This is a genomic window from Desulfobacula sp., from assembly GCF_030611305.1.
Classification (GTDB): Bacteria; Desulfobacterota; Desulfobacteria; order Desulfobacterales; family Desulfobacteraceae; genus Desulfobacula.
This window is the reverse complement of the sequence record NZ_JAUWQB010000044.1, coordinates 13,485-28,658: the sequence shown is the minus strand read 5'-3', so window position 1 is coordinate 28,658 and position 15,174 is coordinate 13,485. Positions and strand designations below refer to the sequence as shown.

At 37.1% G+C, this 15,174-nt stretch carries 12 protein-coding genes and 2 tRNA genes; 8 read left to right on the top strand and 6 right to left on the bottom strand.

All coding sequences use genetic code 11. The annotated features are described in order from the left end of the window. Positions 1-165 precede the first annotated feature (165 nt). The 3 genes from QAI40_RS10000 to QAI40_RS09990 all read left to right on the top strand — a co-directional run bounded on the left by QAI40_RS10000 (position 166) and on the right by QAI40_RS09990 (position 3,038). Complete coding sequence (locus QAI40_RS10000; protein WP_304511613.1) at positions 166-690, top strand: hypothetical protein; 525 nt, start codon at positions 166-168, stop codon at positions 688-690. Between the two features lie 317 nt (positions 691-1,007). Then, positions 1,008-1,844 carry an endonuclease NucS domain-containing protein gene (locus QAI40_RS09995; protein ID WP_304511612.1) on the top strand — a complete coding sequence of 279 codons (837 nt, stop codon included), beginning with the start codon at positions 1,008-1,010 and terminating at the stop codon, positions 1,842-1,844. A gap of 369 nt (positions 1,845-2,213) precedes the next feature. Then, positions 2,214-3,038, top strand: coding sequence for a hypothetical protein (locus QAI40_RS09990; RefSeq protein ID WP_299981403.1), 825 nt, complete (start codon positions 2,214-2,216; stop codon positions 3,036-3,038). Positions 3,039-3,268: 230 nt separating this feature from the next. On the opposite strand, the gene QAI40_RS09985 is transcribed toward QAI40_RS09990, so the two are convergent. Both QAI40_RS09985 and QAI40_RS09980 read right to left on the bottom strand, forming a co-directional pair. After that, a tRNA-Leu gene (locus QAI40_RS09985) sits at positions 3,269-3,353 on the bottom strand. A 22-nt stretch (positions 3,354-3,375) separates the two neighbouring features. Beyond that, positions 3,376-3,462: transfer RNA gene (locus QAI40_RS09980), tRNA-Leu, on the bottom strand. Between the two features lie 122 nt (positions 3,463-3,584). Here QAI40_RS09980 and QAI40_RS09975 point away from each other — a divergent pair. Genes QAI40_RS09975 through rpe form a run of 5 tightly spaced genes read left to right on the top strand, consistent with a single transcriptional unit; the run spans position 3,585 to position 8,041 of the window. Further along, positions 3,585-4,529, top strand: a complete 945-nt coding sequence (locus tag QAI40_RS09975) for a bifunctional riboflavin kinase/FAD synthetase (RefSeq protein ID WP_299981401.1) — start codon at positions 3,585-3,587, stop codon at positions 4,527-4,529. Next, positions 4,516-5,055, top strand: coding sequence for a peptide deformylase (def, locus tag QAI40_RS09970; protein WP_299981399.1), 540 nt, complete (start codon positions 4,516-4,518; stop codon positions 5,053-5,055). The genes QAI40_RS09975 and def overlap by 14 nt, the downstream gene beginning before the upstream one ends. After that, complete coding sequence (gene fmt, locus QAI40_RS09965; protein WP_299981398.1) at positions 5,052-6,002, top strand: methionyl-tRNA formyltransferase; 951 nt, start codon at positions 5,052-5,054, stop codon at positions 6,000-6,002. Before def ends, fmt begins: the two co-directional genes overlap by 4 nt. After that, positions 5,999-7,360, top strand: coding sequence for a 16S rRNA (cytosine(967)-C(5))-methyltransferase RsmB (rsmB, locus tag QAI40_RS09960; RefSeq protein WP_299981396.1), 1,362 nt, complete (start codon positions 5,999-6,001; stop codon positions 7,358-7,360). The genes fmt and rsmB overlap by 4 nt, the downstream gene beginning before the upstream one ends. A gap of 30 nt (positions 7,361-7,390) precedes the next feature. Beyond that, positions 7,391-8,041, top strand: a complete 651-nt coding sequence (gene rpe, locus QAI40_RS09955; RefSeq protein WP_299981394.1) for a ribulose-phosphate 3-epimerase — start codon at positions 7,391-7,393, stop codon at positions 8,039-8,041. A gap of 21 nt (positions 8,042-8,062) precedes the next feature. On the opposite strand, the gene QAI40_RS09950 is transcribed toward rpe, so the two are convergent. The 4 genes from QAI40_RS09950 to mfd all read right to left on the bottom strand — a co-directional run bounded on the left by QAI40_RS09950 (position 8,063) and on the right by mfd (position 15,092). After that, on the bottom strand, positions 8,063-8,602 hold the full coding sequence (locus QAI40_RS09950) for an isochorismatase family protein (RefSeq protein ID WP_299981392.1): 540 nt from the start codon (positions 8,600-8,602) through the stop codon (positions 8,063-8,065). A 40-nt stretch (positions 8,603-8,642) separates the two neighbouring features. Continuing rightward, positions 8,643-10,256, bottom strand: coding sequence for an adenylate/guanylate cyclase domain-containing protein (locus tag QAI40_RS09945; RefSeq protein WP_299981390.1), 1,614 nt, complete (start codon positions 10,254-10,256; stop codon positions 8,643-8,645). Further along, entirely contained in the window at positions 10,237-11,463 is a 1,227-nt protein-coding gene (locus tag QAI40_RS09940; protein ID WP_299981388.1) for an SAM-dependent methyltransferase, read from the bottom strand. Before QAI40_RS09940 ends, QAI40_RS09945 begins: the two co-directional genes overlap by 20 nt. Before the next feature lie 140 nt (positions 11,464-11,603). After that, positions 11,604-15,092 carry a transcription-repair coupling factor gene (gene mfd / locus QAI40_RS09935; RefSeq protein WP_299981386.1) on the bottom strand — a complete coding sequence of 1,163 codons (3,489 nt, stop codon included), beginning with the start codon at positions 15,090-15,092 and terminating at the stop codon, positions 11,604-11,606. Between the last annotated feature and the right edge of the window lie 82 nt (positions 15,093-15,174).

Below are 15,174 nucleotides of genomic sequence, written 5' to 3'. Positions count from 1 at the left end.
TGTATTGATATATTTGTCAAGATAAATTTGAGTAGTCGTGTGCCTACAGGTTTTGAACTCAGATTCGATACTCGGCCTGATTTTATTGGATATTTTTACAAAAATCGGTAAAAATGAACCTACAACTGTCGAACACGAGATAAAGACAACCCAAAGTATTCCTTTGTGATTATACAGCCTAAAAAAAAAGAATTGCGATGGAATACTGTTGAATGTCCTGGACTATACTTCACCGAACAGGAAAAATATGATTTCACGGAGTATAATCAATGCAAAAGCAGAATACAGTCATGGGTTACCCGCATTATAGAGGATTTAACAATAAGTGAAGGTTACTCTGACCATGATATCTTGGCAAAATTAAGAGAAACTCTTGAAAAAAATGTTGATTCTCTCCCTGAACCGAACAAGCCATTTACGAAAGGCGAGGCTAAAGATTGGGGTGATAAACTTGATAATATTCTGTCGGAAATTGAAAAGCTAAAGGATCAAAACAAGATTCAACAAAGAGACATAAATATATTAAAAACCGGATTTGATAATTTAAAAAATCAATCACAAAGGTTACCAAAGAAAACCTGGATAAAAGCTGCTGGCCATAAAGTTCTAAATTTACTTGGAACAGTAAGTGAAACAGCTATAAAAGCACTTGCTGATGCCACCGTGAAAAATCTGTTGAGTAATAATTAATGAGTATTAGTTACACTTCGACTGCACGTTGTGAATAAAAATTTTGCTTTTGTAAGCTTCCTTTTACAGTATATCTGAAGCTCAAAAATACTTGCATCATTCTTGAGATTCAACTTTATAGGATATTTGCATGATTTTAAGAATGCACATCCCTGGACCGGACAAAATTTCAGGTAAAGTATGTAATAAATTCAATCTGGCAAAATCTGCTTCATTCAGTTATATCTCCATTTAAGCTGATTTTTAAATCAACCAAAATTTCAGTATTATTATCTTGTAAATTTTTCTGGAATCTCCGCATTTGAAAGGATGTCTTAATGGTAGAGTGCAAACTTTGTAAAAATGCTATTTCAATGACAAACCCTGTATGTGAACTATGTGATTTTAATTTTGAATCCGAATCAATCGGCGACGAATATAAGTGTAAAATGTTTCACACAAAACTTAAAAAAGAATATCCCTGGTATAAAGAAGTTGAATTTTTATCAAGGCTACAGAAACTTACAAGATTATCCAATGCCCGAATGAGTAGGCTTTTAGGCATAAAATCCAGAAGTATTCTATCCAGAGATTTACCATTAGCTCAAGGGGTTGCAACCCATCCAGAATTAAAAAATATTCCAAGCAAATCTAAAGCATTCAAAAGATTAAGGAATTTGAGTTCAAAACAAATCTACATGAAAGAGGAAGAATTACAAAAAAAAATTTATACCGCATGGGATCAAACTTTCTTCGCTGATGAGTGGTTTCTGTTTGAGAAAAATGATCTATTGGGTCAATATGATACTGGTGAAGTTGGTACTATGGATTTGTTAGCTCACAATCATAAAAGAAATAAATGGTTAGTTGTTGAACTAAAACAAGATTCATCATCTGACGATACGGTTGGGCAAATTTTGAGGTACATGGGATGGGTTAAGAAAAATTTGGCTAAACAAAATCATATTGTTGAAGGGGTTATTGTTTGTGGAAGTTATGATATTCAAATGGAATACGCTTTGAGCTGCCTTCCCTCTGTAGGTGCGTATATTTATCGTCTCCGAAATAATGAAATTGAATTTTGGCCATATAAAGATGGATTTGGGAAAGCGATGCAGGCACTTGAAAATTTAGACCCCAAAATAAGAAAAAAAGTATTAAAAAATATGTATTAAGTGGATTAATATAAAATCCAGTTAGTACATTATTAAATTTATCTATGACCGGTTCTCGACATTACACTCTTTAATATAACAAATTTATAGTTGCTGATTTTGAAAAATATTTTTCATGGTTTGACTGCTGTAAAATGAATCTCCAAGTTAGTTGAATGGGCGTGCAAGAATCCCGTTATACTTATGTATGTATAAAGATGAACCGCCGCTTATTTCAATTTGACTATATTCATTAGAGAAGATAATTACTATATTTATCTTGTTTATACAAGATCAACGATCCAAATAGTTTAATATGAAGGTGAATAAATCATTTGTTAATATGTGTGATAAAATCATTAGAAAAAAACAAGTAGATTGAGGGGCAATATGGTACTTTATGCCGACAAGTTTAATAAAATAATTAAATTTTTTAAAAAGAACAATATTGCGATTGATAAGCCAGGTTTTTTCAATGATCCTAATTTTTTAAAATTTGAGCAGAAAAACCCTCGATTTTTAAACTGTTATGCAAGATATGTCTATGGTCGAAAATATGACCGTGAGTACTTGATTGAGGCTGAAGATAAAATATTAAAAGCTTGTGAAATCATGCATTCAGAATTGTTAAAAGACGGCAGGAAAGGGGCATGTATTGATTTATCAATTGTTCTTGCACAAATTCTTGATAAACTCGGCGTTTGGAATTTTGTTGTTAAAGGGGCTTTGACTATGGAATTTCCTACAGAACCCAATATAGGCAACCAATATTTTTGGCCAATGGATGTAAATGATTCTATGGCTGGACATGTTTGGATATATGCCCCACCTTTTACCGTTATTGATTTAACAATACATGAACAACCATATGAAAAATATATTGAAAACTATATTCCCGATAAGATTTTTTTAAAAAAAACGACTCTTGTAGATTTCACTATTAACGATATTTGTAGCCCGGAATTTCGCCATTATATGGAAATGAATAGAATGCCGTTGTCTTTCAAAGGTATAGATATGGTTAATCCTGAATTGAAACATTTTTTTAAAATATTTAAAACATCGTCGTTTCAAAAAAGGGAGCTGAGTTTAAAATATATTCCTTGTGCCGTTAGCGGGTCAGAGGCTCCCCTTGAGCGAGTAACTTCTTTGAATTTAAGCGGGAAAACGGGCTATGAGGTTTATAAGGAGTTAATTGAACCAATTTTTATATAGGGTTTAAAAAAAGAGGAAGGCCGCTTTAACGCGACACGTTACTAAGGGTGTTCAACCATTCAACTTTTTAGGATATTAAGTTGAGCATTCGAGGGTTTGTAAAACTAGGTGATAGCCATATGGGAATGTATCAAAAAATGTAAAAATGAAGTGCACCACCCGCACCATTTCCGCACCATCTTTTGGCTCTATAAAAAAACGGGAATCTGTAATAATTCCCGTTAGTTATATGGTACCGAAGAGAGGACTTGAACCTCCACGCCTCGCGGCACTAGATCCTAAGTCTAGCGTGTCTACCAGTTCCACCACTTCGGCTTAACCCTTTGGTTGTATCATCTGGTGCCGAAGGGGAGATTCGAACTCCCACAAGCATTCGCTCACTTGTCCCTGAAACAAGCGCGTCTACCAATTCCGCCACTTCGGCACTGGGCCTTCTTTTCCTGTACATAGTCAGGCAATTAAAGATTGCTTAAAAATGACAGTTAGGCTATATATATTCGTTTCTGAATTTTGTCAAGATTATTGTTCCAATTAGAAAAGGTAGGCATGGAATTAATTAAAAATATAGATCAAATTGACAGCCCGTTTAAAAATGCCGTCATTACCATAGGCAACTTTGACGGTGTCCATAAAGGCCATCAAAGTCTTTTCCGGCAAGTTATAAAAAAAGCAAAAGAAATCAACGGGACATCTGTTGTCATGACCTTTGCCCCCCATCCGCTAAAAGCGTTGGGAATCTCAGGCCCGGCCTTGATTACCCGGCGGGATCAGAAGCTTGAACTCATTGAAAATTGCGGTATAGATGTTTTATTGTGCATCCGGTTTGACATGGCGTTTGCCTCAATTACCGCCCATGATTTTATTGAAAAAATTCTTGTGAATAAAATTGGAATGAAAACGATTATTATTGGTGCAGACTATTCATTTGGAAAAGACAGGCTGGGCAATATCGATCTATTAAAAACTCAAGAAGACCGACTCGGATTCAAAACCATTGTTTCTGCCTGGACAAATGACACGGATTCCGACTTGAAAAGAATTAGCAGTACAAGAATACGTGAAATTATTATGGACGGAAAAGTTGATCAGGCCATGAAATTTCTTGGCCGGCACTATCAAATCAGGGGAAAAGTTATCCAGGGCCGTGAACGTGGCGGAAGCCAGTTGGGTTTTCCCACAGCCAACATCAAACTTCATGATGAACTCTGTCCCAAGCTTGGTGTTTATGCTGTCACTGTAGAAACAACCAAAGGTAATTTTTGGGGTGTGGCAAATATTGGATTTTCCCCGACCTTTGGTGACCAGATGTTTACCATTGAAGTGCATATCTTTGATTTTGACCATGATATTTATAATACTAGAATCCGCGTCAATATGGTTAAAAGGCTTAGAGATGAAAAAAAGTTTGCCAATATTCAAGAACTTTCTAAACAGATTGAAAAAGATATTGAAATTGCAAAGGACATCTTAGAAAAAAATGGCCGTTCTTAAGATTTTAACATACCCTGAAAAATCTCTGTCGCAACCGTCTGTTAAGGTGAACAACGCGGATGGGGCTGGTATTGATGATGAAATAAAAAAATTGATCGTCAACATGGGAGAAACCATGTTTACTGCGCCGGGTGTCGGGCTTGCTGCACCCCAAATCGGTGTAAACAAAAGGATTCTCGTCTATAATTCCAATGCAGTCAATCCAGATGATGATGGCTCAAAACAAGAATTTACAGCCTTGATTAATCCGGAGATCATTGCCGCCTCCGGCAGTATTGTTTCAGAAAAAGAGGCCTGTTTAAGTGTTTTGGATTACAGTGCTGATGTAAAAAGATATGAAAAAGTCACAGTCAAAGCGCTTAATATTGAGGGAATAAAAATTGAATTTGATGCAGAAGGGATTCTCGCAGTAATCATGCAGCATGAAATCGATCATCTTGACGGCATCTTATTTATTGATAGAATCAGCGTTTTAAAAAGAGCCATGTATAAAAAAAAACTTAAAAAAAACCTTGATGACCAGTGAAGAACACGGCCACTATCATATACATGGGAACACCTGATTTCAGCGTTCCTGCTTTACAACGTCTTGCTGCACAGGATGATTTTCATATCAGCCTTGTTATTACGCAACCTGACAGACCCAGGGGCAGAGGAAAAAAACTTACGCCTTCACCTGTAAAAACCGCTGCGCTGAAGCTGGGGCTTGATGTTTTTCAACCGGAAAAACTCAATTCCAAAAAACCCAAAGAAAAACTCTTATCCCTCCATCCTGATTTTTTTGTTGTTGCAGCATTTGGACAGATCCTTTCCCGGGAAATTTTAGATGTTCCCAAAGTACTTCCCATTAATATCCATGCATCTCTTTTACCGAAATACAGGGGAGCCTCTCCCATCCAGGCATCAATTCTGAATATGGACAAAATTACCGGAGTAACCACCATGGTCATGGCAAAAGATATGGATGCCGGAGACATTCTTTTACAATCAACAACACCCATATCCGACCATGATACGGCCCAGGATATTCATGACCGGTTAGGGTTAATCGGCGCTGATCTTATTGTAGAAACCATTCATGCCATTTTGGACAACCATCTTGAACCTGCTCCCCAGGATCACTCAAAGGCCACCTATGTAAAAATGCTAAAAAAGAGTGATGGAAAAATTGACTGGACTCTTGAGAATCGGCAGATCTGTGCCCACATTAATGCCATGACACCCTGGCCCGGTGCGTTCACCAGTCTTGGAGACAAACTAATCAAAATTTATAAAGCCAAAACCTCTGATAACCCGTCCTGTCACGAGCCCGGAGTTATTTTTCAATGCGACAAAGAGGGAATTCATGTTGCAACAGGTAAAGGCTGCCTTATCATTCTTGAGCTCATGGGAGCATCTGGGAAACGATTAAAAGCCATGGAATTTTTATGTGGCCACAAAGTTGACCCTCCTGTAACATTTGATCTTGCATGATTAAAGACCCACGACACATAGCCTTAAATGTTTTAGTTTTCTGGCACAAAGCATCTTATAGCCTTGATAAAAGCCTGGAAAACTATTCAGAAGAGATATCGCACCTTTCTAAAAATGACCGAAGCCTTTGCAACGCACTGATCTTTGGTGTTCTCCGCCAAAGAGAATCCATTGATTGGACCATTCGTGCATTTTCCAAGACTTCTTTGGAAAAAATAGATATAAAGCTCTTATATTTATTAAGAATAGCCCTTTTTCAAATTCTGTATATGGACAGGATACCTGTTTTTGCAGCGAATAACACAAGTGTCAATATTGCAAAAAAAATTTCAGACAAAAAAGCAGCCGGATTTATTAATGCTGTATTAAGAAATGCAGCAGACAACTTTTCAAAGGTTCATTTTCCAGATGCAAAAGATGATAAATCCAAATTTATTTCTGTAAATTTTTCCCTGCCCTTATGGCTTTCCAAAAAATGGAACCATGCCTTTGGATTTGAAGCAACCTGCTCCCTTTGCCGGCAAATAAACACTATTCCTCAAATCACCCTTCGAACCAATACTTTAAAAGGCGACAGACAATCCCTTGCCAAGAGGCTTTCTTTAGTTGCAAAAAACATTCAATTGACGGATTATGCTTTACAAGGGATCAGTTTTACCAGTCCCAGTATACCTATCCAGGAATTTGAAGCATTTAAACTTGGGTTATTTCAAATACAGGATGAAGCAGCACAGATTGTCACCCAATTTCTGGCACCCAAACCCGGAGAAAAAATTCTGGATGCCTGTGCAGGCCTTGGGGGCAAAACCGGGCATATTGCCCAGCTCATGGAAAACAGAGGGATAATTATCGCAGCTGATATTGAACCTAAAAAACTTGAATCCCTTCAATTGAATTCAAAAAGACTGGGCATTGATATTGTCGAAACAAAGCCTTTGAATCTATTAAAAACCTCTATTAAGGAGTTTGACTTTTATTTTGACCGTGTGCTGATTGATGCGCCCTGCACAGGGCTTGGTGTTATGCGGCGTAATCCCGATACAAAATGGAAGCGCTCAAAAAATGATATTGTCCGTCTCGCAGCAAAACAAAAAAAAATGCTCAATGCGGCGGCAAACCTGGTTAAACCGGGCGGACTCCTTGTGTACGCCGTGTGTTCCTGTGAAAGAGAAGAAAATGAAGATGTTATTTATAAATTTTTAGATAAAAGAAAAGATTTTTCAATTGATAAAGATTTTGAATCTGGTAATTATTATAGATTAATGACCTGTGAAGGATTTTTAAAAACATATCCTGAGGCAAACAATATGGACGGATTTTTTGCAGTTCGGTTAAAAAGGAAATCTAAAACCAGGTAAAATTATTAATGATACAGGAGATATTATATTATGGGAATTATCGCACCTTCAATTCTATCAGCCGATTTCACCAGACTTGGTGAAGAATTAAACACCGTTGAACAGGCAGGAGCAGACTGGATACATATTGATGTTATGGACGGACAGTTTGTACCCAATATCACATATGGGCCCATCATTGTTGAAGCATGCAAAAGAGCATCCAATCTTGTTCTTGACGTACATTTAATGATTGAAAAATCGGATTTGATCATTCCTGAATTTGCCAAAGCCGGCGCAGATTACATTTCAGTTCACCAGGAGGCCTGTCCCCATCTTCACCGAAGTCTTCAGCTTATTAAAGGTTTCGGTGTCAAGGCAGGTGTGGCATTAAATCCGGCAACACCTTTGTCTTCCATAGAATGGATTGCGGATCAGCTTGACTTTGTCCTGATCATGAGTGTAAATCCGGGATTTGGCGGTCAAAAATTCATTGAATCCAGTATTGATAAAATAAAAGCCTTATCTCAAATGCTTAAAGAAAAAAATTCCAATGCCATCATCCAGATTGATGGCGGAATCAATAAAGATACCATCAAATCAGTTTCCATGGCAGGTGCCACATCCTTTGTTGCCGGATCTGCCATCTTTAACACAAAAGACTACAAGGAAGCCATCTTAAGTTTGCGCCAAAATATGTAAAATTTTTAGAGTGTTGCCACTCTATTTAATCAGTTTGATAATCTGTTTAAACTTATCGCCCTGTGCTGCCCGCAGCAATTCAAAAAATATCATTTCAACACAGGTAACCTGACCGCCCGACTGAACAATTCTTTGGATACCAACATCTTTATTCTCTTTGGTTCTGGAAGACACGCAATCTGATACCACCTGAACCTCGCAGCCTTGATTAATTAGGTCGTGTCCGGTTTGGAAAACGCAAATATGGGTTTCAATCCCGGTCAAAAGCACCTGGGTTCTTCCGGCTTTTTTGAATTTATCCATAAATTGAGGTTCATCACAGCATGAAAATGAAAATTTCTCAATGGGTTCCTCCCCTGTCAAATACTTTGAAACCGCTTCAGTGGTCGGGCCTAAATTCTTTGGGATCTGTTCCATCCAGATAATTGGCACTTCAAGAATTTTCATACCTTGAATCAGAGCTCCAAGTGATTTAAATAATTTTTCTTTTTCATACATCAACTGAGACAACTGCCCCTGAACATCAATCAACAGCATAACGGTCTTATCAATGGCAAACATCCTTATCCTCCTTTAGCTATTAATGGTTACTTATAAACGTTTAATCCCAATCATCTGAATCAGGGATGCATTTGATCCAATACGTAATGTCTTTTGAAAACTCTTTATAGGAGACGTTTGTCCTTTGAGTAATTACGTTTTTCCCAAACCCGAATACTTTCTCATAACAATCAAAAAAATTCAAGCTGTCAGAGTTGTTTGATATGCCGTTTGTTTCACAAATGATTTGCCAGAGAGTTCCTGTGTCTCTTGTAATGCAGGCATCTTTTAATATGGCCATTATAGGTTCATTGATATGAATTCCTTCCTGAATGCCACAGCTTTCCAGTCTTGATGCAGTGTTTACTGCTTCACCGATAGCAGTGACTATTTTTCTTTTCCGACTTCCCAAAGGGCCAATCAATGCTGTTCCCATTTCCATTCCTGCTCTGAAACTGATATTAATTTGCGCTTTATCTATCAATCCTTTCACTCTTTTTGCCTTATCCATGTCATGCTGCCCTGTTTTCAGCAAATGTATTTCTTTGAAAATGGAGGCCAGAGTAAAAGTCATCAACATGATCCTTTCCTGCATCCCCATGGAAAAATGAATTTTTTCATTATCAAATGGTGAAGCATTTTCCAGGAAAACACAATCCCCAATAAAATTGTCTACCCTGCATGAATATTGATTTGCATTATTGGCAGCTATCTGGTGACACAGGTTCAGGATATAAAAATAATCCCGGGGATTAAGCTCCTTTCTTAGAGTTGTTGAGCCCACCATATCCATGAAGGCATATACACCATCTGTTATGTTAACAGCTTCCATATTGAGCTGTTTTTCATTCACAGCACCCACAGCTCTCAGGTATTCTTTCTGGGCATTTAACTCGATTTCTTTATTTTTTAATTGCAAAGCCGTGTTTCTAAGGCTTTTTTCTTTCCTCCAAATAAGATGCGTAGCCTGTCTGCCTTTGGCAAGCCCAATATATGCAAGAGATGCCGTCTCAATGGCTGAAATTAAGATATTCAATCTTTTTTTCAGTTCCAGTTCGCAGGTGAACTCCTCTCCTGTTTTTTGCAATAAGTTTTCATTGATATTGTTAAAAACGATGGCACCATAATCCGGAATATAGGCAGAAACAAAATTTTTTGCTTTGAATTGCCTGGCTATGACATTGTTAATTTTCAAATCCGGCAAGAATTTAAAAACATCACCATTATAGGAAAGAATAGGAATCTTTGAATAACTTTCATCATCGTTTAATGCATCACATATGTTATCAATAATGAGAACTTTAATGCCTTTTTCATAAAAATCTTTATGTTTTCTAAGAACAAAAGAAATGACGCCATCGCTCTCCTTTTTTTCACCAAATTGAGTGTCTTTATACAGTCTGACAGGCGAGAGTCCTTTGTGTTTTACGATGATTGTTCCAAAATATTTCAAAATCAGACCGGCAAAACCCTTTCCATTAAATTTATGCATGACGCCCCTGTCCCATTTATCAGGGGGTAAAAATTTAAAATAGGTTTTGTCGGTTCCAAGCAAAAGCCCTACTTGTCTGGCTTGCATCAATTTTAATGAAAAAGATAAAAGAAGATCCAGTGCATTTTTTTTCTTAAAAACAATCCGTTCAAATTTGTCTATATCAGGCAATTCGTGTTTCATTTTTAGAATACGGGCTTAAAAAGGTGTCTGTGCTGCTGTTATCTATATCAGTCTTATAAAAAAGATTTTGGAACAAAGAGATTTCTTTTTGTCTGAAAGAAATCAAAGATCCGATAAAAAAAATATGATAAATACGATAGACATTATCAGAAACGAGCTTCAATATTTTGTCTTTGCGTTTCTCCATCCTCACTATCCAGTCATTTAACGTCTTTATATAATGGGTTCTGAAATTCTCTGCATTCAGCAGTTCGAAACCGGAAGACGATGCCAGGTTCACAAGATCGTGTTCAAACATTAATTCGCCGCCCGGAAACATGTATTTATTCAGAAACGAATTCTCATACCCTTTTTTTCTTCTGGTATTGGTGGTGATGGTATGCTGCATAAAAAGTCCGCCTTTCTTAAGGCTTTTGTGGACAATTTTAAAAAAGTTGAGCATATTGGATTTCCCCACATGTTCTGACATCCCCACACATGAAATTTTATCGAATATGTCGGAGCCAAGGTCCCTGTAATTTAAAATTTTTATGTTTATTTTATGGGAAAGCCCTTGGTTTTCTATCCACTTTTCAGCATAATTTTTCTGTTCTGAGCTCAATGTAATCCCGGTAACACTTACGTTATAATGCTTTGCTGCATAAACAGCAAAGTTCCCCCATCCACACCCTATGTCAAGAAGTTTTTCTCCATTTTTTAATCTTAGCTTCCTACAGATAATATCCATTTTTTCATTCTGGGCATTATCCATTGTCGCATTTTCACTTACATAATACCCACAAGTGTATCCCATTGTTTCCCCTAAAAACAGTTGATAAAAATCACTGGGAACATTGTAGTGGTATTCAATATTCTCTTTCTCTTTTTCCTTTGCTTTCATAAAAAAATTGGAACAGAATGTGAGCCTCCTCTTTCGCTGGTCACTGTTCAGCAGCTTATCGCAGACAAGTTCATAAAGCTCTTTTATGCTGCCGGATATATCAAAATATCCTTTTACATAAGCTTCCCCAAGAGAAAATGCATCGGGAGAAATCAGGGCTTTAAAAAATTTTCGATCTTTAATTAAAATTTTGTGCTTAATATCCTGCTGGGCAGTCGAATATTTATTGCCATTTATGTCAATAATTTCAAGGGGAACCATTTCCTGATTAAGCGTTTGGATAAATTTTTTTAAAAAAAAGGATTCTTTTTTGACTATAGGTTTCATAATTTCGCCTTTCATGGAAGATTGAGATTATAAAAAACCAATTTATACTGGATTCAAAGATTTTGACTTATTGTATTAAATATTTCAAAAATATAAAAGGTTATCTTAAAAAAAATGAATTTTATTTATTACAATTGGTTTCAAATTATTGCTTTGAGAATATTTCGAGTTTCCAAAAGGGCCTTGGAGATATTGTTTCTTTTTCTTCCAAGTTGAATTCGAATGCTGTCTTTTTTAATGAATTCAAAATGTGCCAAACCCTTTAGTGCCTTATTTAAAGAATCCAGCGATTTTTTTCTATGTTTTTCAGAAAAAGCAAGGGTTAAGGTATTGGGTGTGATATCAAGCCGCTGAACTCCTGCCTGGATACAATAAACCCGCAGCATAATTTTTAAGAGCATATTTTCAGCCTCTTTAGGCAATTTGCCATATCGGTCTGTAAGCTCTTTTTTCATATCTGTTATATCTGAAATCCTGGTAATTCTTGACAGGCGCCTGTATATGGTTAATCGCTGTTCAACAGATTCTATATAATGATCCGGAAATCCCGAAGACATGGAGGCATTGATTTCCGGCTCCAAAGGCTCAATGATTTCTTCTCCTTTCAGGTCATGCACCGCTTGATCCAGTAATTTTAAAAACATATCATACCCAACTGCTGCAATGTGGCCGGACTGAGATGCACCAAGGGCTGTGCCTGCTCCTCTGATTTGAAGATCCTTCATGGCGATCTGAAATCCTGACCCCAGATCCTTGTATTCCATCAGTGCTGACAGCCTTTTTTGGGCATCTTTTGTCAGCCTGCTTTCATCGGAAATAAACAGATACGCATAGGCCTGATGGTCCCCGCGCCCGATTCTGCCCCTCAGCTGGTAAATTTGTGACAGTCCGAATCGTTCCGCTTTGTTAATTATCATTGTATTTGCCGAAGGGATATCAAGACCGGATTCGATAATGGTTGTGCATACCAGAACATCAATTTCAAAATTTACAAACTTGAACATCACCGTTTCAAGATCATTTTCCGAAAGCCTGCCGTGAGCTACACCGATCTTGGCTTCCGGAACCAGTTTTTCCAAATTCTGTGCTGTTTTAAAAATGGTTTTGATATTATTATGGACAAAAAAGATTTGACCTTTTCTTGAAAGCTCTCTTTGAATGGCATCCTTTACAATGGAATCTTCATATTTTGAGATATATGAAATTATCGGCTGCCTGTCTGCAGGAGGGGTTGTGATGATACTGATATCCCTCATGCCGGTTAAAGACATGTGAAGGGTTCGAGGAATGGGAGTCGCTGTTAACGCGAGGACATCCACACCAGTGCGCTTCTTTTTTAACGTTTCCTTATGCTTCACACCAAAACGCTGTTCCTCATCAATCACCAAAAGTCCTATGGATTTAAAATCAACATCTTTTTGCAGAAGCCTGTGAGTTCCAATGACAATATCCACAAGGCCTGAACTAATTTTTTTAACTATTTTTATCTGCTCTTTTCTATTGCGAAACCTTGATAAGCATTCAATATTGACAGGGTAGTTTTTAAACCGGTCTCTAAATGTTGAAACGTGCTGTTCTGCCAATATAGTGGTTGGCACCACAACCGCCACCTGTTTACCGTCATTTACGGCTTTAAACGCTGCCCGGACAGCAACTTCTGTTTTACCGTACCCGACATCTCCACAGATCAGCCTGTCCATTGGAATACTTGATTCCATGTCTATATGCACATCATCAATAGCCTTTAGCTGATCACGGGTTTCTTCATAAGAGAAGGCAGCTTCAAAATCATTATAATAATTATCCGGGCTGCTGAATGCAAATCCTTTGTTAACCTTTCGCTGTGCATAAAGATTTAATAAATCTGTAGCAAGCTTTTCGACTTCTTCTTTTGCTTTTGCTTTTGATTTTATCCATGCTTTGGACCCGATTTTATCGAGAACAGGTGTGTACCCATCCACCCCGATATACTTTCCAATCATTTCAATGCGATCAACCGGCAAATACAGCTTATCATTGTCCTGATAAATAATAAGAATAAAATCCTGGGAAATCCCATTTAACTTTAAACTGCATAATCCCTCATATTGACCCACCCCATGTTCAAGATGAACGACAATATCTCCATTTTTCAACTCTTCCGGTGTGATAACCAGAGCCTTTAAATCTCTTCTTGCTTTTGCTTTATGTCGTCTGCGAATTCTTTTTTTACCGAAAATTTCATTGTCGGTTAACAAAGAAAACCCTTCTTCCTTTAGAACAAAACCAGATGATAAATTTCCGATGACATAATAAATTCCTGATTTTTCACTTATAGCAGTGCTGAATGTCTGGCATAATCTTGGCTCAATACCATAAGGCTTTAACAATGAAATTAATCTTTTTGATTGAGATTCCTGACTGACCACACACAATATATTCATTTTGTTGTCAAGTTGATCATTGAACCACTCAACCAATGGCAATAAAGGATTATCTTTGGTTCCTTGTCTTTTTAATAATGAAGACAGAGCCGTATTATCCTGATAATTAAATATAAATGCCGGCTGATCTGAATTGAAGGGTTTGTTTGTAACATTCAATCGTTTAAATGATGTATGTCTTTGTGTGTTAATGTAAAATTTTATCTTACTCCATTTTAAGTAGATGGAATCCGGTTCAACGCAAAGCCTGCTTTCAGATGCTGTTGTTTTGTAATTGACCAATGCTTTGTTTTCAAAATCATTTGCATTAAATTCCAATTCTTCAGGAGAGTCCAACAAAAAAAGAGTGTTTTCAGGAATATAATCAAAGAATGTATCAAGATCTTCATAGACAATGGACAACATGCTTTCAATACCCGCGAATCTTCCAAATTCCCGGGTTTCATTAACAACCTGTCTTACTTTTGATGCATCCAATCCTGCAATAGTCCCAGCTTGTCTGATACGTGCAAGAATATGAGGCAGATTTTCCCGGGTTATGATGGCTTCGGTTGCAGGAATAATAATGGTTTCATAAATTTCTTTAATCCCACGCTGGGTAAATGGAGAAAAATAACGGATAGACTCTGCCAGGTCCCCAAAGAATTCAATTCGAACAGGATATGTTTCACCGGGAGAAAAAATATCCAGAAGGCCTCCGCGGACAGAATATTCTCCCGGATCTTCTACAAGAGAGGTCTTGGTATAGCCGCCAGATTCAAGTTTTTCGATCAGTGCGGCTCTATCAACCTCTTCGTTGGCGATGACCAATTCTGCAAATTCATTGATTTCTTTTTTAGGAATCAACTTTTGCAGAATCGTATCTACAACCGTTACAACAATTAACGGTTCTGAAGTTGAGTTCATGATTTTGGACAAAGCGGCAAGCCTGTTTGTAGATGTCTCTTTGTGATATGATAAAGACTTGAACGGCAGGATATGATACCCCGGAAAAAAAATGAGTTGATCTTTTTTTTCAGGCAGAAAAAAAGAAAAATCATCAATAAAATGGAGTGCCTTTTTTGTATCTTTTAAAATGACAACAATTGGGACCTTAGAGTCTTTAAATAATTGAGACGTTAAATAGGCTTTATGAGATCCGTCTGTCGGGGTAATAACCACACAATTGTCTGCGGTTTGGATTTCTTTGATTAATTGACTTGACATATTTGTCTGAAAATACACTATTAAACGCTATATAGTTTTCCTTTAACCTGAAGGTCACGCGTAAAAAATTATGATCTTGATT